The organism is Klebsiella sp. 28, assembly GCF_018223905.1.
GTDB lineage: Bacteria > Pseudomonadota > Gammaproteobacteria > Enterobacterales > Enterobacteriaceae > Klebsiella > Klebsiella pneumoniae.
This window is the reverse complement of the sequence record NZ_JAGRQY010000007.1, coordinates 1-18,061: the sequence shown is the minus strand read 5'-3', so window position 1 is coordinate 18,061 and position 18,061 is coordinate 1. Positions and strand designations below refer to the sequence as shown.

17 protein-coding genes are annotated in these 18,061 nt (G+C 62.1%); 14 read left to right on the top strand and 3 right to left on the bottom strand.

The features are described 5' to 3' along the window. Nucleotides 1-1,993, bottom strand: a 1,993-nt coding sequence (gene fdhF / locus KHQ28_RS01165; protein WP_211777554.1) for a formate dehydrogenase subunit alpha, incomplete at its 3' end; no start/stop codon positions are given. Nucleotides 1,994-2,239: 246 nt separating this feature from the next. Beyond that, nucleotides 2,240-3,319, bottom strand: a complete 1,080-nt coding sequence (locus KHQ28_RS01160) for a malate/lactate/ureidoglycolate dehydrogenase (protein ID WP_004148647.1) — start codon at nucleotides 3,317-3,319, stop codon at nucleotides 2,240-2,242. A 302-nt stretch (nucleotides 3,320-3,621) separates the two neighbouring features. On the opposite strand from KHQ28_RS01160, the gene KHQ28_RS01155 reads away from it, so the two are divergent. From KHQ28_RS01155 to KHQ28_RS01145, 3 genes are all read left to right on the top strand, one after another. Further along, a complete protein-coding gene (locus tag KHQ28_RS01155; RefSeq protein WP_004213457.1) occupies nucleotides 3,622-4,710 on the top strand; it encodes an ABC transporter substrate-binding protein in 1,089 nt (362 codons plus the stop codon). Between the two features lie 73 nt (nucleotides 4,711-4,783). Further along, nucleotides 4,784-6,553 carry an iron ABC transporter permease gene (locus KHQ28_RS01150; protein ID WP_008804520.1) on the top strand — a complete coding sequence of 590 codons (1,770 nt, stop codon included), beginning with the start codon at nucleotides 4,784-4,786 and terminating at the stop codon, nucleotides 6,551-6,553. Next, nucleotides 6,546-7,616 (top strand): ABC transporter ATP-binding protein, encoded by a 1,071-nt coding sequence (locus KHQ28_RS01145; protein WP_032418860.1) that lies wholly within the window; start codon nucleotides 6,546-6,548, stop codon nucleotides 7,614-7,616. Before KHQ28_RS01150 ends, KHQ28_RS01145 begins: the two co-directional genes overlap by 8 nt. Nucleotides 7,617-7,623: 7 nt before the next feature. Here KHQ28_RS01145 and KHQ28_RS01140 read toward each other — a convergent pair whose 3' ends face one another. Beyond that, entirely contained in the window at nucleotides 7,624-7,995 is a 372-nt protein-coding gene (locus KHQ28_RS01140; RefSeq protein WP_032418861.1) for a VOC family protein, read from the bottom strand. A gap of 505 nt (nucleotides 7,996-8,500) precedes the next feature. Here KHQ28_RS01140 and KHQ28_RS01135 point away from each other — a divergent pair. The 11 genes from KHQ28_RS01135 to KHQ28_RS01085 form a co-directional block, all read left to right on the top strand. Next, nucleotides 8,501-9,256, top strand: a complete 756-nt coding sequence (locus KHQ28_RS01135; protein WP_004175724.1) for a gluconate 2-dehydrogenase subunit 3 family protein — start codon at nucleotides 8,501-8,503, stop codon at nucleotides 9,254-9,256. 2 nt (nucleotides 9,257-9,258) lie between these two features. After that, nucleotides 9,259-11,043 (top strand): GMC family oxidoreductase, encoded by a 1,785-nt coding sequence (locus KHQ28_RS01130; protein ID WP_002908285.1) that lies wholly within the window; start codon nucleotides 9,259-9,261, stop codon nucleotides 11,041-11,043. Nucleotides 11,044-11,053: 10 nt separating this feature from the next. Next, nucleotides 11,054-12,394 carry a cytochrome c gene (locus KHQ28_RS01125; protein ID WP_004184337.1) on the top strand — a complete coding sequence of 447 codons (1,341 nt, stop codon included), beginning with the start codon at nucleotides 11,054-11,056 and terminating at the stop codon, nucleotides 12,392-12,394. A gap of 83 nt (nucleotides 12,395-12,477) precedes the next feature. Then, nucleotides 12,478-13,101: a cytochrome c biogenesis heme-transporting ATPase CcmA gene (gene ccmA, locus KHQ28_RS01120; RefSeq protein WP_004151165.1), complete on the top strand. Its 624-nt coding sequence runs from the start codon at nucleotides 12,478-12,480 to the stop codon at nucleotides 13,099-13,101. Further along, complete coding sequence (gene ccmB / locus KHQ28_RS01115; protein WP_032418863.1) at nucleotides 13,098-13,757, top strand: heme exporter protein CcmB; 660 nt, start codon at nucleotides 13,098-13,100, stop codon at nucleotides 13,755-13,757. The genes ccmA and ccmB overlap by 4 nt, the downstream gene beginning before the upstream one ends. 49 nt (nucleotides 13,758-13,806) lie before the next feature. Beyond that, nucleotides 13,807-14,544 (top strand): heme ABC transporter permease, encoded by a 738-nt coding sequence (locus tag KHQ28_RS01110; protein WP_004189553.1) that lies wholly within the window; start codon nucleotides 13,807-13,809, stop codon nucleotides 14,542-14,544. After that, nucleotides 14,541-14,771: a heme exporter protein CcmD gene (gene ccmD / locus KHQ28_RS01105; protein ID WP_004143390.1), complete on the top strand. Its 231-nt coding sequence runs from the start codon at nucleotides 14,541-14,543 to the stop codon at nucleotides 14,769-14,771. The genes KHQ28_RS01110 and ccmD overlap by 4 nt, the downstream gene beginning before the upstream one ends. Further along, nucleotides 14,755-15,213 carry a cytochrome c maturation protein CcmE gene (gene ccmE, locus KHQ28_RS01100; RefSeq protein ID WP_004143391.1) on the top strand — a complete coding sequence of 153 codons (459 nt, stop codon included), beginning with the start codon at nucleotides 14,755-14,757 and terminating at the stop codon, nucleotides 15,211-15,213. Before ccmD ends, ccmE begins: the two co-directional genes overlap by 17 nt. Continuing rightward, nucleotides 15,210-17,162 carry a heme lyase CcmF/NrfE family subunit gene (locus KHQ28_RS01095; protein WP_031593062.1) on the top strand — a complete coding sequence of 651 codons (1,953 nt, stop codon included), beginning with the start codon at nucleotides 15,210-15,212 and terminating at the stop codon, nucleotides 17,160-17,162. Before ccmE ends, KHQ28_RS01095 begins: the two co-directional genes overlap by 4 nt. Next, the gene (locus KHQ28_RS01090; protein ID WP_031593061.1) at nucleotides 17,159-17,713 is read left to right on the top strand and encodes a DsbE family thiol:disulfide interchange protein; all 555 of its coding nucleotides are present in this window, start codon (nucleotides 17,159-17,161) and stop codon (nucleotides 17,711-17,713) included. Before KHQ28_RS01095 ends, KHQ28_RS01090 begins: the two co-directional genes overlap by 4 nt. A gap of 11 nt (nucleotides 17,714-17,724) precedes the next feature. Then, a partial coding sequence (locus tag KHQ28_RS01085) for a cytochrome c-type biogenesis protein (protein ID WP_179186424.1) occupies nucleotides 17,725-18,061 on the top strand: 337 nt, incomplete at its 3' end.

Here is an 18,061-nt window from a genome sequence, read left to right as displayed (position 1 = left end):
GCTCATTACAGGCGCCCACCCACCACTGATAGGTCATATAGACCGCCCCCGGATTGATGCGATCGCTGAGGTCGGCGCGGGAGATCACCTTCCCGCGCCGGGAGCTGACCCACACCAGCTGTTTGTCGGCGATCCCCAGTCGTTGCGCATCCGCGGGATTCATCTGCACCCGTCCCGGCTCGTCGGCCAGCGACTGCAGCGCGGCGCAGTTGCCGGTCATCGAGCGGCAGGAATAATGCCCGACTTCCCGCACGGTGCAGAGCACCAGCGGCCACTCGTCATCCGGGCGCTCCGCCGGCGCGCGCCAGGCGGTGGCGAACAGCTGCCCTTTACCCGAGGGGGTGTCGAAGCGGTTGTCTTTATACAGCCATGGCGTACCGGGATGATCGATGGTCGGGCACGGCCACTGGACATGGCCCATATCGCCCATTTTATCCCAGGTCACGCCGTAGAACAGCGGGCAGAGCTCGCGCATCTCGTCCCAGATCTGCTGGTTGTTCTCATAGTGCATCGGATAGCCCAATTCGCTGGCCAGCAGGCTAATGATCTCCCAGTCGCGCTTCACATTCCCCGCCGGAGGGATCGCCTGTTCAAACCGCTGGAACCCGCGGTCGGCGCAGGTGAAGACGCCGCCGTGCTCGCCCCAGGAGGTGGCCGGCAGCAGGACATCGGCCATTTCCGCTGTTTTGGTCATGAAGATGTCCTGCACGACCACGAAGTCCAGCGCCTCGATGCCTTTGCGCACCAGGCCGAGGTCGGCTTCGGTCTGCAGCGGATCTTCGCCCATAATATAATAGGCTTTGATCTCGCCGGTCAGCGCTTTATGCGGCACCTCGGTGATGCGGGTGCCGACCTGGTCGTCCATCAGCGCCGGGTCGATGCCCCAGGCGGCGGCGAATTTCGCCCGCACGGCGGGGTCGGTGACCTCCTGATAGCCGGGAAACAGGTTCGGCAGCACGCCCATATCGCAGGCGCCCTGTACATTGTTTTGCCCGCGGACCGGCCCCACGCCGACGTTGGGCCGTCCCAGGTTGCCGGTGAGCAGCGCCAGGCTTGCCAGGCCGCGCACCACGTCCACCGCCTGGCCAAACTGGGTGACCCCCATGCCCCACATAATGGTGGCGGATGGGGCGGCGGCGAACATGCGCATCGCCTCCCGGATTTCCCGCGCGCTGACCCCGACAATCCCTTCCACCGCTTCCGGGGCGTAATCCTTCACCGCCTCGCGGTAAGCATCCAGCCCTTCGGTATAGCGTTCGACATAGGTTTTGTTGTACAGCTCCTCCTCCAGCAGCACATAGCCGAAGGCATTTACCAGCGCCATGTTGCTGCCGTTGTTGAGCTGCAGATGACGATCGGCAATGCGCGCGGTTTCAATGCGCCGCGGATCGCAGACGATGATTTTGGCGCCGTTGTCCCGGGCCTTGATTACCCGGCGGGCGACGATGGGATGGGAGTCGGCGCAGTTGTAGCCAAAAACCAGCAGGCACTTCGAGTTTTCGATGTCGCTAATCGAGTTGCTCATCGCCCCGTTGCCCAGCGCCTGCTGTAGCCCGGCGACGGAGGGGCCGTGGCAGACGCGGGCGCAGCAGTCGACGTTATTGGTGTTCAGCACCGCGCGGGCGAACTTTTGCATCACATAGTTGGTTTCGTTGCCGGTGCCGCGCGAGGAGCCGGTGGTCATGATGGCGCGCGGGCCATGCTTCTCTTTGATCTCCCTGAGCTTGCTGGCGGTATAGCGAATCGCCTCCTGCCAGCTGACCGGCGTGAAGGCGCCGCCTTTCTGGTAGCGGATCATCGGTTGTTTAAGACGGGGCGTCAGGAGCTGCGTATCGTTAAGAAAATCCCAGCCGTAGTAGCCTTTCAGGCACAGCTGGTTCTGGTTGGTGACGCCGTCGGCGGCCTCCGCGCGAATGATTTTATTGTTGTCGACAACCAGTTTAAGTTTGCAACCCGCCCCGCAGTAGGGGCACACGCTCGTGATTTTTTTCATCAGTAACAGACCTGTTAACAGTGAACTAAGGATCGCTGTCGCGCCGGGCCCGACGGGCAACGATCGCGGTATCGCCTGGTGGTGATGCAGACGCAGGCCTGTTGCGCTATGCAGGTCTTGTGCCAGAATTTAAACTATTGATCTGTATTGAAAAATGAAAAGAGATTGATGACGGGAGCATGACCTCGTCACTAATGACGATGACGCAGAGCGCCGACGTCAGACGCTCTGCGGGGTAACACGCGGCTAGGCGAGAGGGCGGCAGCGGTCGAAGTGCGATTCGCTCAGGCCGACGTCGCGCGCGGCGGCGCAGATAGCCTGCCAGCTGCCGGCATCCAGCGGGATCCCCTGCGCCAGCCGCGCTTCGCGGTTGGCGGCCTCCCATTCGCCGGGCGCCAGCACCGGGGCATCGGCATCGTGCGGCGACTGCTTACACCATGCGATAAAGGCCTCCGTCTGCGCCTGGCTGTCCGGGGCATCGAACGCGTCCGGGCGCAGGATCACCGTGGTCATGCAGTTAAAGATGGCGTCGACGCTGGTCTGCAGGCTCTCCTGATGGGTGGTTTGCCCGCCGGAGAGCGCGCCGCCGAGCACTTCGCACAGCGTCGCCAGGGCATAGCCTTTGTGCTGGGCGAAGGTGAGCAGGGCGCCCAGCGGCGAGGTCTGCATCACCGCCGGGTCGGTGGTGGGTCGACCCTCGGCGTCAATCAGGCAGCCGGGGGCCACGGCTTCGCCTTTATGCCAGGCGACGCGGGTTTTACCAAAGGCGATGGCGCTGGTGGCGTAGTCCAGCAGCAGCGGCGGATGGCCCGCGCGGGGAAACACCACGCACAGCGGGTTGGTGCCGAAGCGGCTGTCCTTCCCGCGGAACGGGGCGACCATCGGGTCGCCGATGACGCTGACGAAGTGAATGGAGATCAGCCCGGCGGCGGCGCACTGTTCGGCCCAGTAGCCGATGCGTCCGACGTGATGCGCATTGCGCAGGGCGATAGCCGCCATACCATGCTGCTTCGCCTTTTCAATGCCTAACTGCATCGCTTCGTGGGCGACCACCTGGCCGAAGCCGGCGTTGCCGTCGAGGGTGACCACGGCGCCGGCGTCTTTGGTCACCGTGGCGTGGCGGTTGAGCTGCAGAAAACCACCGGCGTGGGATTTGACGTAGCTGGGGATCATCCCAACGCCGTGGGAGTCATGCCCGGCAAGATTGGCGGCGATCAGATGGTCCGCGACGAGGGTGGCTTCCCCTGGGGTACTGCCGAGATGGGTAAACAGTGAGACGACAAACTGATGCAGATCCGTCGCCAGAAAGCGGTGTCCTGTAGGCACTGATTCTCTCCTGTAGTCTGTTGTTATTTTGTTATGTTTGCCGTTTTATGCTGCGCCGCCCGGCGCAGAAGGTCAAGGGCGGCGTCTCCCGGCGACATGCCGCTGCGCCAGCGCCTGCGCATACGACAGACGATAAAAAACCGGGCCGGGATCGCGTTTTAATTAACGCCATAAACACCACATTTTTAAATTCTGCCAGTGTCACAAAAGCCAGAAAAAAGCCATCCCCGTCGTTGCAAGGGGAGCTGATACCACTATATGTTAAATTTGTGTTTATTAATTGATGATTAAAGGTTGGTATCATGTATAAGAAAATAAGTGGTTTAGTGGTTTCACTGACGGCCGTTTTCGCCTGTGCCGCCTGGGCGGAGGTGCCTGCGGGCTATCCCGCGGATTATCAAAAAACGATTGATGCCGCCGTAAAAGAGGGCAAGGTGGTGATCTATTCCACGACCGACACCAAAGCGGCCGGGCCGTTAATTAAGGGATTTGAAGCGCAATACCCGGGCGTCAAAGTCGAATATAACGACATGAACAGTACTGAGCTGTATAACCGCTATATCAGCGAACAGGCCGCCGGGGGCGGCAGCGGGGATGTGGTGTGGAGCTCATCGATGGATACCGCGCTGAAATTAGCCACCGAATACGCCGAACAATATGCCTCGCCGGAGGTGAAGCAATTACCCGACTGGGCAGTCTGGCAGCAGAAAGCCTATGGCACCACCTACGAGCCGGTGGTGTTTATTTATAACAAAAGGCTGATCCCGCAGAATGAGGTTCCGGATTCGCATACCGCGCTGGCAAAACTGATCGCCAGCCAGGCCGATAAATTTAAAGGCAAGGTCACCACCTACGACATCGAAAAATCGGGCCTCGGCTTTATGCTGGCGGTGCAGGACAGCCAGGCCGACGCGAACTATTTTACCGACCTGGCGAATATCGCTAAAGGCGGCCTGACAGTGCAGTCTTCCACCGGCACAATGATGGAGCGCGTCTCCTCCGGCGAAAACCTGATCGGCTATAACATTCTTGGCTCTTATGCCGAAGCGCGGGCGAAAAACGATCCCTCTTTAGGTATTGCCTATCCGAAAGATTACGTGCTGGTGCTCTCCCGCGTCTCGTTTATTAGCCAGGAGAGCGAACATCCCAATGCGGCGAAATTGTGGCTGGATTATGTCCTGTCGGAAAAAGGCCAGCAGATCCTCGCCAGCCAGGCGGATATTCCCTCTATTCGTCGCGATATTGCAGGTAAAAATGATATCGACGGCATGACCGCGCTGCTGGGCAAAGCGTTAAAACCGATCCCGGTCAACGAAACGCTGCTCGATTATTTACAGCCGCAAAAACGTCTGCAGTTTATTAAACAATGGCGCAGCGCCGCCGCGAAATAATCCTCCTCAGGGGCATCGCCGATGCCCCTATTCACACCCGGCGGGTTTATTCACCTGACCGAAGGGATGAACCATGAACGTATTACGCAGAAAGTGGCAGGGGCTGCCGCGCGGCGTGGTGGTGTGCATCACGGCGCTGGTGATTTATGTCCCGCTGTTATTTATTGTGGTGCAGAGTTTTCTTTCGGCACCGTTCTTTTCCCGCTCCAAATCGTGGAGTCTGGAAGCCTTCGCCTTTATTTTTACCGACCCGGATTTTTATCTGGCATTAAGGTCAGGTTTTATTCTGGCCTTTGGCCTGGTGATTATCGCCATTCCGCTGGGCGGTATTTTGGCGTTTCTGATGGTGCGCACCGATTTACCCGGCCGGCGGATCATTGAGCCGCTGATCCTGGTGCCGATCTTCGTCTCGCCGATGGTGCTGGGCTTTGGCTACGTGGTGGCCGCCGGGCCGGTAGGCTTCTTTTCCCAGTGGGCGCAGCAGCTGATCGGCTTTGTGCCGTGGAATATCTACTCGATGTTCAGCATTGTGGTCATCGCCGGCTTAACTCACGTTCCGCATGCCTATCTCTATATCTCTTCGGCGCTGCGCAGCGTCGGCTCCGACGTGGAAGAGGCGGCGCGCACCGTCGGCGCCACGCCGCTGCAGGTGATGACCTCGGTGAGTCTGCCGATGGTGCGGCCATCCATTCTTTACGCCTGCGTGTTGCTCTTTTTCCTCGGTCTGGAAGTCTTCGGTCTGATGCTGGTGTTGGGCGACCCCGAGGGCAACATGGTGCTGGCGACCTATCTCTACAAGCTGACTAACAAGCTCGGCACCCCCTCCTACCATCTGATGGCGGCGGTGGCGGTGGTGCTGATCTGCATCACCATCCCGCTGGTGATGCTCCAGCGGCGGCTGATGCGCACCGCCAACCGCTTTGTCACCATGAAGGGCAAGGCGTCCCAGGCGCGGGCGCTGCCGCTGGGCAAATGGCGCTGGGTGGCCGGGGCGGTGGTAGTGGCCTGGCTGACGGTGACCATCGGCGTACCGCTGCTCGGCGTGGCGCTGCGCGCTTTTATCTCCAACTGGGGCGTCGGTGTGTCGCTGTGGGATGAGCTGTCGCTGGCGACGTTCCACAATATCTGGCAGCAGCCCAACCTGCTGCGGGCGATCGTCAACTCGATGGCTATCGGCATCGTCGGCGGCGCGCTGGCGGTGATCTGCTATCTGTTTGTCGGCATCGCCATGCACCGCAAAGCGGACAACGTCACCCGCTTTCTCGACTACAGCGTGCTGGTCCCGCGCGCGGTACCGGGGCTGCTGGCCGGCCTGGCCTTCCTGTGGGTATTCCTGTTTGTGCCGATGTGGCTCGATCAGTCGCTGAAGCACGGCTGGCTCTCGGCGCTGCCGGTGGCCGACTGGCTGCGGGAGCACCTTATCGTGCAGCTGCGCGCCCTGCGCAACACCATCTTCAGCGTCTGGCTGGCCTACACCGTGGTGTGGATGGCCTACGGCCTGCGGCTCATCTCCTCGACGCTGCTGCAGGTGGGCCCGGAGCTGGAGGAGGCGGCGCGTAGCACCGGCGCCTCGCGGGGGCAGATCACCCGCCACGTGACCGTTCCGCTGTCGCGATATGGGCTGATTGGCTCCTGGCTGCTGATGTTCCTGATCTTTGAGCGCGAGTATTCCACCGGCGTCTATCTGCTGTCGCCGGGTACCGAAACCATCGGCTCGATGCTGGTGTCGCTGTGGGCGGCGGGGGCCATCGATATCGTCGCGGCGCTCTCCTTTATCAATATTCTGCTGGTGGTGATTGGCCTGGGTATCGCCCTGCGCTTTGGAGTGAAATTACATGATTGAGTTATCGGTAGAAAATCTGCATCTCACCTATGGCGACAACCCGGTGTTGAAGGGGGTGTCCATGACGCTCGGCCGGGGGGAGGTAGTATCGCTGCTGGGGCCTTCGGGAAGCGGCAAAACCACGCTGCTGCGGGCGGTGGCCGGGCTGGAAAAACCGACGAGCGGACGGATCGCCATCGGCAACCGCACGGTGTACGACGGCACGCCGCGCAGCGAGATCCCGGCCGAAGAGCGTAACCTCGGCCTGGTGTTCCAGTCCTATGCCCTGTGGCCGCACAAAACGGTGTTCGACAATGTGGCCTATCCGTTGAAGCTGCGTAAAGTGGCCGCCGGGGAGATAAAAGAGCGGGTGCAGCGTGTGCTGGATCAGCTGGGGCTGGGGCACCTTGGCAACCGCCATCCGCACCAGCTCTCCGGTGGCCAGCAGCAGCGGGTGGCCATCGGTCGGGCGCTGGTTTACAACCCGCCGGTGATCCTGCTGGATGAACCGCTCTCCAACCTTGACGCCAAGCTGCGCGAAGAGGCGCGGGTGTTTCTGCGCGAGCTGATCATTAAGCTGGGCCTGTCGGCGCTGATGGTCACCCACGATCAGAATGAAGCAATGGCCATCTCCGATCGTATTCTGCTGCTGAACAATGGCGTCATTGAGCAGCAGGGGACGCCGCAGGAGATGTACGGCAGCCCGGCGACGCTGTTCGCCGCTGAGTTTATGGGCAGCAATAACCGCCTGCACGGCAAAGTGATGGCGCTGGAGAACGGCAGGGCGCGGATCGAAGGCGCCAGCTGGAGCCTGTGGGGGCGAGCGGGCGAGGGGGTTAGCGTTGGCGAGCCGGCGACGGCGGTGATCCGCGTCGAGCGCCTGCGACTTGACGGCGCCGCGCAGGATAATAGCCTCCAGCTACCGCTGCTGACCAGCATGTACCTCGGCGACCGCTGGGAGTACCTGTTCCGTACCGAAGGCGACGACTTTCCGCTGCGCGCCTACGGAACGGCGCTGCGCGATGCCGAACACTGCCATCTGACGCTCCCGGTGGAGGATGTGTGGATTTTTCCGCAGCGGTAGCCGCCCGTTACCCCGCCAGATGGCACACGGCTTCAATATTGTGCCCGTCTGGCGCAATCACAAACGCGGCGTAGTAACTGGCGTGGTAGTTTAGCCGTAGCCCCGGCGCGCCGTTGTCCTTTCCTCCGGCGGCCAGCGCAGCCTGCCAGAAGGCATCGACCTGCTCGCGGCTGTCGGCGCGAAAGGCAATGTGCAGCGGCGCCGGTTTTTCCGCACTTTGATAGAGGCATAGAGAAGTATCGCCGCTGCCGGCCAGCTCTGCGCCGTAGCTCGGCTCGCCTTCGCCGACCAGCGTTACGCCAAGCGGGGCCAGGGCCTGCAAAAAGAACGCTTTGCTGGCGGCATAGTCGCTAACGCCGAATTTCACATGATCGAACATATCTTCTCTTCTCCTGTGGATGGGATATCGCCAGCTGAAGGCGCTAGCCGGACAATAGATACAAGATAGTTAACAACGGTTATTAACTTTTTTAACAGCTCAAAATGTTTAATTATTCCTAATACGAGTATTTACAGACGTTTAATCTGCCATGTACCATAAACAAAAAATAACATTTGTGATACAAGTCACTCTTTCTTGGCGCATGGGTAAGCTCAGCGCGGTGTGAATGCCGCTGGTTTACCGCCTCAAGGTTATGGCAGCACTCTTCTCACGCACGATGACAGACCGGTGAATTTCTCTCCGATTTCCCGCGTTTCGTTGAGAATCGTCTACTATCCAAACGATAACCCTATAAATGATATCGCCTCTGGCGATGTTTTATCCGACTTGCCGGGCCGGGCCAGACGCTAAGCGGTTTAAAAGCGCAATGGTATCGGTTCCAGCACGACATTCACTGGTTTTGTCAGCGACAAAAACAGTAATTTTCAATGACAGGAATGTGATGATGTCGAGCGAGAAAACCAACAATTCCAGGCGTGATTTCCTGGTGAAATCGATGGCGCTGATCCCGACGGTGGTGATCGGCGGCGCGGGAGCAGGGGCTATTGGCGTGGCCACCAGCGCGACCGCGCAGGCGGCCCCCGCTTCAGAGCCAGCCTCCGGGAACACCGCGGCGGCCAGCGACTGGAAGCCGCAGTTCTTCAACGATCGTGAGTGGGCGTTTATCAACGCCGCCGTCGCTCGCTTAATCCCGGCGGATGAACTTGGCCCCGGCGCCAAAGAGGCCGGCGTCCCGGAGTTTATCGACCGCCAGCTCAATACCCCTTACGCCACCGGCTCCATCTGGTATATGCAGGGGCCCTTCAATCCCGACGTGCCGAAAGAGATGGGTTATCAGCTGCCGCTGGTGCCCAAACAGATCTATAACCTCGGGATCGCCGACGCCGAGGCGTGGTGTCAGGACAAATATCATAAAACCTTCGCTGAACTGAGCAGCGAGCAGCAGGACGAGGCGCTCGGCCTGTGGGAATCGGGTAAAGCCGAGTTCAAACAGCTGCCGGCCTCGCTGTTCTTCACCTATCTGCTGCAAAACACCCGCGAAGGGTTCTTCAGCGACCCGATCCATGGCGGCAATAAAGGCATGGTCGGCTGGACGCTGATTAATTTTCCCGGCGCGCGCGCCGACTTTATGGACTGGGTTGAACGGGGCGAACGCTACCCCTTCCCGCCGGTATCAATTAATGGGGAGAGGGCGTAATCATGGCCACCGTATTGAAAAAAACCGATGTCGCGATCGTCGGCTTCGGCTGGGTTGGGGCGATCATGGCCAAAGAGCTGACCGAAGCGGGGCTCAACGTCGTCGCGCTGGAGCGCGGCCCGATGCGCGACACCTGGCCGGACGGCGCCTATCCGCAGGTGATTGATGAGCTGACCTACAACATCCGCCGCAAGCTGTTCCAGGATCTGTCGAAAAGCACCGTCACCATCCGGCATAACACCAGCCAACAGGCGGTGCCCTATCGCCAGCTGGCGGCCTTCCTGCCGGGTACCGGCGTGGGCGGCGCCGGGCTGCACTGGTCCGGCGTCCATTTCCGCGTCGATCCCATTGAGCTGCGGATGCGCAGCCACTATGAAGAACGCTACGGCAAAAACTTCATCCCCCAGGATATGATCATCCAGGATTTCGGCGTCACCTACGACGAGCTGGAACCGTTCTTCGATAAAGCGGAAAAAGTGTTCGGCACCTCCGGGACCGCCTGGTCGATCAAAGGCAAGGTCGTCGGCAAAGGCCGCGGCGGCAACGCCTTCGCCCCGGACCGCTCAGACGACTTCCCGCTGCCGGCGCAGAAAAACACCTGGTCGGCGCAGCTGTTTGAAAAAGCGGCGCTGGAAGTGGGGTATCACCCCTATAACCTGCCGTCGGCCAATACCTCCGACTCCTATACCAACCCCTACGGCGCGCAGATGGGCCCGTGCAACTTCTGCGGTTTCTGCAGCGGCTACGCCTGCTACATGTACTCTAAAGCCTCGCCGAACGTGAACATTCTGCCGGCGCTGCGCCAGGAAAAACGCTTTGAGCTGCGGACTAACGCCAACGTGCTGAAGGTCAACCTGACCGACGACAAATCCCGCGCCACCGGCGTGACCTACGTCGACGGCCAGGGGCGCGAAATGGAACAGCCGGCAGACCTGGTGATTATCGGCGCCTTCCAGTTCCACAACGTGCACCTGATGCTGCTCTCCGGGATCGGCAAACCGTACAATCCGGAGACCGGCGAAGGGGTGGTAGGGCGTAACTTCGCCTACCAGAACATGACCACCATCAAGGCCATTTTCGACAAAGACACCTATACCAATCCGTTTATCGGCGCGGGCGGCAACGGCGTCGGCGTCGACGACTTCAACGCCGACAACTTCGACCACGGCGCGGCGGGCTTTGTCGGCGGTTCGCCATTCTGGGTCAACCAGGCCGGGACCAAGCCCATCTCCGGTTTCCCGGTACCGCCGGGCACCCCGGCGTGGGGCAGCAAGTGGAAAGCGGCGGTGGCCGATACCTACACCCATCACCTGTCGATGGATGCCCACGGCGCGCACCAGTCCTATCGGCAGAACTACCTCGATCTTGATCCGAACTACAAAAACGTCTTTGGCCAGCCGCTGCTGCGCATGACCTTCGACTGGCAGGAAAACGACATCAAGATGGCGCAGTTTATGTTCGATAAGATGGCGCCGATCGCTAAAGCGATGAAGCCGAAATATATCCTCGGCAGCCCAAAAAACGCCAACAGCCACTTTGATACCACCACCTACCAGACCACCCATATGAACGGTGGGGCGGTGATGGGGGAAGATCCGAAAACCAGCGCCGTTAACCGTTATCTGCAAAGCTGGGACGTGCATAACGTCTTCGTCATCGGCGCCTCCGCGTTCCCGCAGGGGCTGGGCTACAACCCAACCGGCACGGTGGCCGCGCTGGCCTACTGGTCAGCGAAGGCGATCCGTGAGCAGTATCTGAAAAATCCGGGTCCCCTGGTGCAGGCATAAAGGAAGGCAGATGATGAAAATGCAATGGTTATCGGCCCTGGTGCTTGGGGCATTGAGCTGCGCGGCCTTCGCCGAAGAGGCGCCTGCGGACAGCAATCTGATTAAGCAGGGGGAGTATCTGGCGCGGGCGGGGGACTGTGTCGCCTGCCACACCAACGGCAAAGCGGGGAAACCTTTCGCCGGCGGTTTGCCGATGGAGACGCCGATCGGCACCATCTACTCCACCAATATCACGCCGGATAAAGAACACGGCATCGGCGGGTACACCTTCGAAGAGTTCGACGACGCGGTGCGCAAGGGCGTGCGGAAAGACGGTTCCACGCTCTATCCGGCGATGCCGTATCCCTCGTTCGCGCGGATCAGCGAAGCGGACATGCGCGCCATGTACGCCTACTTTATGCATGGCGTGGAGCCGGTGAATGTCGCCAACAAGGACACCGACATCCCATGGCCGCTGTCGATGCGCTGGCCGCTGGCGTTCTGGCGCGGCATCTTCGCCCCGACGCCGAGCGACTTTGTCGCCAACCCGCAGGTTGACCCGGTGCTGGAGCGCGGCCGCTATCTGGTGGAAGGCCTGGGCCACTGCGGCGCCTGTCATACCCCGCGTAGCCTGACGATGCAGGAAAAAGCGCTCAGCGAAAGCGAAGGCGATGATTACCTGGCGGGCAGCAATGCGCCGATTGACGGCTGGGTCGCCTCCAGCCTGCGCGGCGAAAACCGCGACGGTCTGGGGACCTGGAGCGAAGCCGAGCTGGCCGAGTTCCTCAAAACCGGACGCAACGATAAATCGGTGGTCTTCGGCGGCATGAGCGATGTGGTGGAGCACAGTCTGCAGTATCTCTCTGATGACGACATCACCGCCATCGCCCGCTACCTGAAGTCGCTCCCGCCGCGCGGCGGCAAACAGACCCCAGCCCCGGTGGAAGACAGCGTGGCGAAAGATCTGTGGAAGGGTAACGACAGCAAAACCGGCGCCGCGCTGTACGTCGATAACTGCGCCGCCTGCCACCGCACCGACGGCGTAGGCTATAAGCGCGCCTTCCCGTCGCTGAAGGGCAACCCGGTGGTACAGACGGAAGATGCCACTTCGCTTATCCATATCGTTCTGACCGGGAGCACCACGCCGGCGGTGAAAGATGCGGTCTCCAACCTGACCATGCCGTCGTTCGGCTGGCGCCTGGACGACCAGCAGGTGGCGGATGTGGTCAATTTCATCCGCACCAGCTGGGGCAACAACGCGCCGGCGGTCAGCGCCAGCGATGTGGCGAAGGTGCGTAAGGAGACTGCGGCGCATGATGAGAAGGCGTTAGGCAACGCCGATATCTCGAAGCTGCCGGGGGCCGGACAGTAACCGTCAGGGTTGCGTCGCCCGCGCGGCGCAACCCATACTTAGCGACGACGTAAAATACTGTCTGAATCAAGGAGTTTGCCTTCATGCTGCATGCAGAGCGACTGACCTGCATCGTTGACGATCGACCGCTGTTTGCGGCGCTGACGCTGTCCCTCGCTGCCGGCGAGCTGCTGCAGGTCGCCGGTGATAACGGCGCGGGGAAAACCTCGCTGCTGCGGATCCTCTGCGGCCTGGCGCGCCCGGAAAGCGGGGTGGTGAGCTGGCAGGGCCAGCCGCTGGCGAAGGTCCGGGAGTCATTTCACCGTCAGCTGCTGTGGCTGGGCCATAAACCCGGCGTTAACGCGGCGCTGACCGCCGATGAAAACCTGCGTTTCTTCTTTCCGGCCAGCCGCCTTCAGCAGCGGGAAAGCGCCCTCGCCGCCGTCGGCCTGGCGGGCTATGAAGACCTCCCCTTGAGCCAGCTCTCCGCCGGGCAGCAGCGTCGGGTGGCGCTCACCCGCCTGTGGTTAACCGACGCGCCGCTGTGGATCCTCGATGAGCCGTTCACCGCCCTCGACGCCACGGCGATGGAAACCCTGACCCGTCGCCTGGAGCAGCACGCCCGGCAGGGGGGATGCGCCATCCTCACCACCCACCAGCCGCTGCGGCCGCTGGGCTGTCCGTTGCGCACCCTGCGCCTCGGCGGCGACGCTGGAGGCGGGCAATGATGCGTGCGCTGTTGGCCCGGGAACTGCGCCTGGCGTGGCGCAGCGGGGCGGAGATCCTCAATCCGCTCTGGTTCTTTCTGATCGTCATCACCCTGTTTCCGTTCGGCGTAGGCGCCGCGCCGCAGCTGCTGGCGCAGATTGCGCCGGGCGTGGTGTGGATCGCCGCGCTGCTGGCGGCGCTGCTGGTGATGGATCGGTTGTTTCGCGACGACTGGCAGGACGGTTCCCTGGAGCAACTGATGCTCCTGCCGACGCCGCTGGTGGCGGTGGTGCTGGTGAAGGTGGTTGCCCACTGGATGATGAGCGGCCTGCCGCTGCTGATCGTCTCGCCGCTGGCGGCGCTGCTGCTGGGGATGAGTCTGCATGACGCCGGTGTGCTGGCGCTGACCTTGCTGCTTGGCACCCCGACGCTCAGTTTTCTCGGCGCGGTGGGGGTTGGCCTGACGGTCGGCCTGAAGCGCGGCGGCGTCCTGCTGAGCCTGCTGGTGCTGCCGCTGGCGGTGCCGCTGCTGATTTTCGCCACCGCGGCCTGCCAGGCGGCCGCCGCCGGGCTCCCGGTCGGCGGCTATCTGGCGATGCTGGCGGCGTTCTTAACCGCCAGCGCCACCCTGTGTCCGTTCGCCACCGCCGCTGCGCTGCGGCTGACCGTGCGATAACTCGCTGCGCCTGCGGGCGCGGCCATCATAACCGTGTGAGTAAGCGTCTATGTGGAAAGCGTTACATCAACTGGCGATCCCCGAGCGGCTGTACCGCCTGTGCGGATGCTGGATCCCCTGGCTGGCGGCGTTGAGCGCGCTGTTGCTGGTCATCGGCCTGGGGTGGGGCTTTGGCTTCGCCCCCGCGGACTATCAGCAGGGGGAAAGCTACCGGATCATGTACCTTCACGTTCCGACGGCGATGTGGTCGATGGGGCTGTACCTGGCGATGGCCGTCGCGGCCTTCGTCGGGGTGGTCTGGCAGATCAAAATGGCCGACCTGGCGATCGCCGCCCTGGCGCCGGTGGGGGCGGTCTGCACCCTGGTGGCGCTGGTCAGCGGCGCGGCATGGGGCAAGCCGATGTGGGGGACCTGGTGGATCTGGGACGCCCGTCTGACCTCGGAGCTGGTGCTGCTGTTTCTGTATGCCGGGGTCATCGCCCTGTGGCACGCCTTTGACGACCGGCGGCTGGCCGGGCGCGCGGCCGGGATCCTCGTGCTGGTCGGGGTGGTCAATCTGCCCATCATTCATTACTCGGTCTACTGGTGGAACACCCTGCACCAGGGCTCGACCAACCTGCAGCAAACCATCGACCCAAGCATGCGTCTGCCGCTGCGGATCTGCATCTTTGCCTTCCTCACGCTGTCGGTCACCCTGACCCTGATGCGCCTGCGTAACCTGATCCTGCAACTGGAGCGCCGTCGACCGTGGGTGGTGGCGCTGGTGAATAAAGGAGCCGCCCGATGAGCCCCGCCTTTTCGTCTTTCGCCGCCTTCCTGAATATGGGCGGCTATGCCGTGTACGTCTGGCTGGCGGTGGCCGTGACCGTCGCCGCCTTTGGCCTGCTGACGGTGCATACCCTGTGGGCGCGGCGGGCGCTGTTCCATGAGGTACGACGCCAGCAGGCGCGCGAGCGGCGGATCGCTGCCGCCCGCGAACATGACAAGGAGGCCGCGGATGCAAGCGCGTCGTAAAACCCGGCTGTATATCGTGCTGGCGGTGCTCGCCGGCCTCGGGCTAACCGTCAGCCTGACGCTGTACGCCCTGAGCAGCAATATCGATCTGTTCTACACCCCGGGGGAAATTATCTACGGCAAAACGGAAACCCGGGCGCTGCCCCATACCGGTCAGCGGCTGCGGGTGGGAGGCTACGTTCAGCCGGGCTCCCTGCAGCGCGACCCGCAAACCCTCGACGTGCGCTTTAAGCTGTATGACGCCCGCGGGGTGGTGGACGTCAGCTATAAGGGCATTCTGCCGGACCTGTTTCGTGAAGGTCAGGGCGTGGTGGCCCAGGGCGTACTGGATGGCGAGCGGCATATTACCGCCCAGCAGGTGCTGGCCAAACATGATGAAAATTACACGCCGCCGGAGGTGAAAAACGCCATGACACCGGAGAAAACGGGGGCGCAGCCATGATGCCGGAGCTGGGCAACTTTTTATTGTGTCTGGCGGCGGGGCTGGCGCTGCTCCTGAGCGTTTATCCCCTGTGGGGCGCGGCGCGGCAGGATCGGCGGCTGATGGCCCTGGCGCGGCCGCTGGCCTGTGGGCTATTCGCCTGTATCGGCGGCGCCTTCCTGCTGCTGGTGCACGCCTTTGTGGTCAATGACTTTACCGTCCGCTATGTGGCGGAAAACTCCAACAGCGCGCTGCCGGTGTGGTATCGGGTAGCGGCGACCTGGGGGGCGCACGAGGGCTCGCTGCTGCTGTGGGTTCTGCTGCTCAGCGTCTGGACCTTCGCCGTCGCCATCTTCAGCCGCCGGATGCCGCTCGACGCCGTCGCCCGGGTGCTGGCGGTGATGGGGATGATCGCCTTTGGTTTCCTGCTGTTTATCCTCTTCACCTCCAATCCGTTCAGCCGCGGCCTGCCGCAGTACCCCATTGATGGTCGCGACCTCAATCCGCTGCTGCAGGATATCGGCATGATTTTCCATCCGCCGATCCTCTATATGGGTTACGTCGGCTTCTCGGTGGCTTTCGCCTTCGCCATCGCCTCGCTGCTGGCGGGCCGGCTGGATACTGCCTGGGCGCGCTGGTCGCGTCCCTGGACCCAGGCGGCATGGATGTTCCTCACCCTCGGCATCGTGCTGGGCTCGGCGTGGGCATACTACGAACTGGGCTGGGGCGGCTGGTGGTTCTGGGACCCGGTGGAAAACGCCTCGTTTATGCCGTGGCTGGTGGGAACCGCGCTGCTGCACTCCCTGGCGGTGACCGAAAAGCGGGGCAGCTTCCGCGCCTGGACGGTGCTGCTGGCCATCGCCGCCTTCTCCCTGTGCCTGCTGGGCACCTTCCTGGTGCGCTCCGGGGTGCTGGTTTCGGTGCATGCCTTCGCCTCGGATCCGTCGCGCGGGCTGTTTATTCTGGTACTGCTGATTGTCGCCATCGGCGGATCGCTGCTGCTGTACGCCCTGAAGGGCGGCCGGGTGCGGGCGCGGGTGGAACATACGCTTTGGTCGCGCGAGACGTTCCTGCTTGGCAACAATATCTTGCTGATGGCCGCGATGCTGGTGGTGCTCCTCGGGACGCTGCTGCCGCTGGTGCATAAAGAGCTGGGCCTCGGCAGCATCTCCATCGGCGAGCCGTTCTTCAATACCATGTTCACCGCCCTGATGGCGCCGTTTGCGCTGCTGCTGGGGCTGGGACCGCTGATCCGCTGGCGGCGCGATGACGTCGCCAGGCAGATTAAGCGCCTGATTATCGCTCTGCTGGTGACGTTGTCACTTTCTCTGGCGCTGCCGTGGCTGCTGCAGGACCGTATCACCGCCATGGCGGTCATAGGCCTGATGATGGCCCTGTGGGTGCTGATCTTCGCCCTGATGGAGGTTCACGAACGGGCCACCCATCGCCACGGCTTCTGGCGCGGCCTGCGCACTCTGACCCGCAGCCAGTGGGGGATGGTGCTCGGCCACGTTGGCGTGGCGGTGACCGTTATCGGCATCACCTTCAGCCAGAACTACAGCGTGGAGCGCGATGTACGGATGCGCCCCGGCGACAGCATCGATATCCACCGCTATCACTTTGTGTTTAACGGCGTGCGCAATATCGTCGGCCCCAACTGGACCGGCGGCGAAGGCATTATCGCCGTGACCCGCAACGGCCGCCCGGAAGCGACGCTGTATGCCGAGAAACGCTTTTACACCGCCAGCCGGATGATGATGACCGAGGCGGCGATCAGCGGCGGGCTGACCCGCGATCTTTACGCCGCGCTGGGGGAAGAGCTGAGCGACGGCAGCTGGGCGGTGCGTCTGTACTATAAACCGTTCGTTCGCTGGATCTGGTACGGCGGGGTGCTGATGGCCCTCGGCGGTCTGTGCTGCATGCTCGATCCGCGCTACCGGATGCGTAAGAAGCTGCAGGAGGCCTCATGAACCGGAAGCTACTGTTTATCCCGCTGGTGCTGTTTCTGGCGCTGGCCGCCGCGCTGTTCTGGCAACTGATGCGCAACGCCGAGGGCGATGACCCGACGACCCTCGAGTCGGCGCTGATTGGCAAACCGCTGCCGGAATTTCGCCTTGAAGCGCTGAATACCCCCGGTCAGACGCTGGACCGACGGACGCTGATTGACGGCAAGCCGCTGCTGCTCAACGTCTGGGCCACCTGGTGTCCAACCTGTCGCGCCGAGCATCAGTTTCTCAACGGCCTGGCGCAGCAGGGCGTGCGGGTGGTGGGGATGAACTACAAAGACGATCGCCAGAAGGCGATGAGCTGGCTGCAGCGCCTGGGGAACCCGTACATGCTGAGCCTCTACGATGGCAACGGCATGCTTGGTCTGGACCTGGGCGTTTATGGCGCGCCGGAGACGTTTCTCATCGACGGTCAGGGCATTATCCGCTGGCGGCACGCCGGCGACCTGAACGAACGGGTGTGGCGCGAGGAGCTCCAGCCGCTGTGGGATCAATACAACCGGAGGGCGGGCTGATGAGAGGGGTAATGGTCATCCTGCTGGCGCTGATGCTGACCGGCCAGGCGTGGGCCGCCATCGATACCTGGCAGTTTAAGGATGAGGCCCAGGAGCAGGCCTTCCGCGAGATCACCTCCCAACTGCGCTGCCCTAAATGCCAGAACAACAGCATCGCCGACTCAAACGCGATGATTGCCGCTGATATGCGGCAGAAGGTGTACGAGCTGATGCAGCAGGGTAAAACGAAAGGGCAGATCGTTGACTATATGGTGGCCCGCTACGGTCATTTTGTCAGCTATGAGCCGCCGCTGACCGCGGGCACGGTGCTGCTGTGGCTGGGACCGGGGTTGTTCGTGCTGGCGGGCG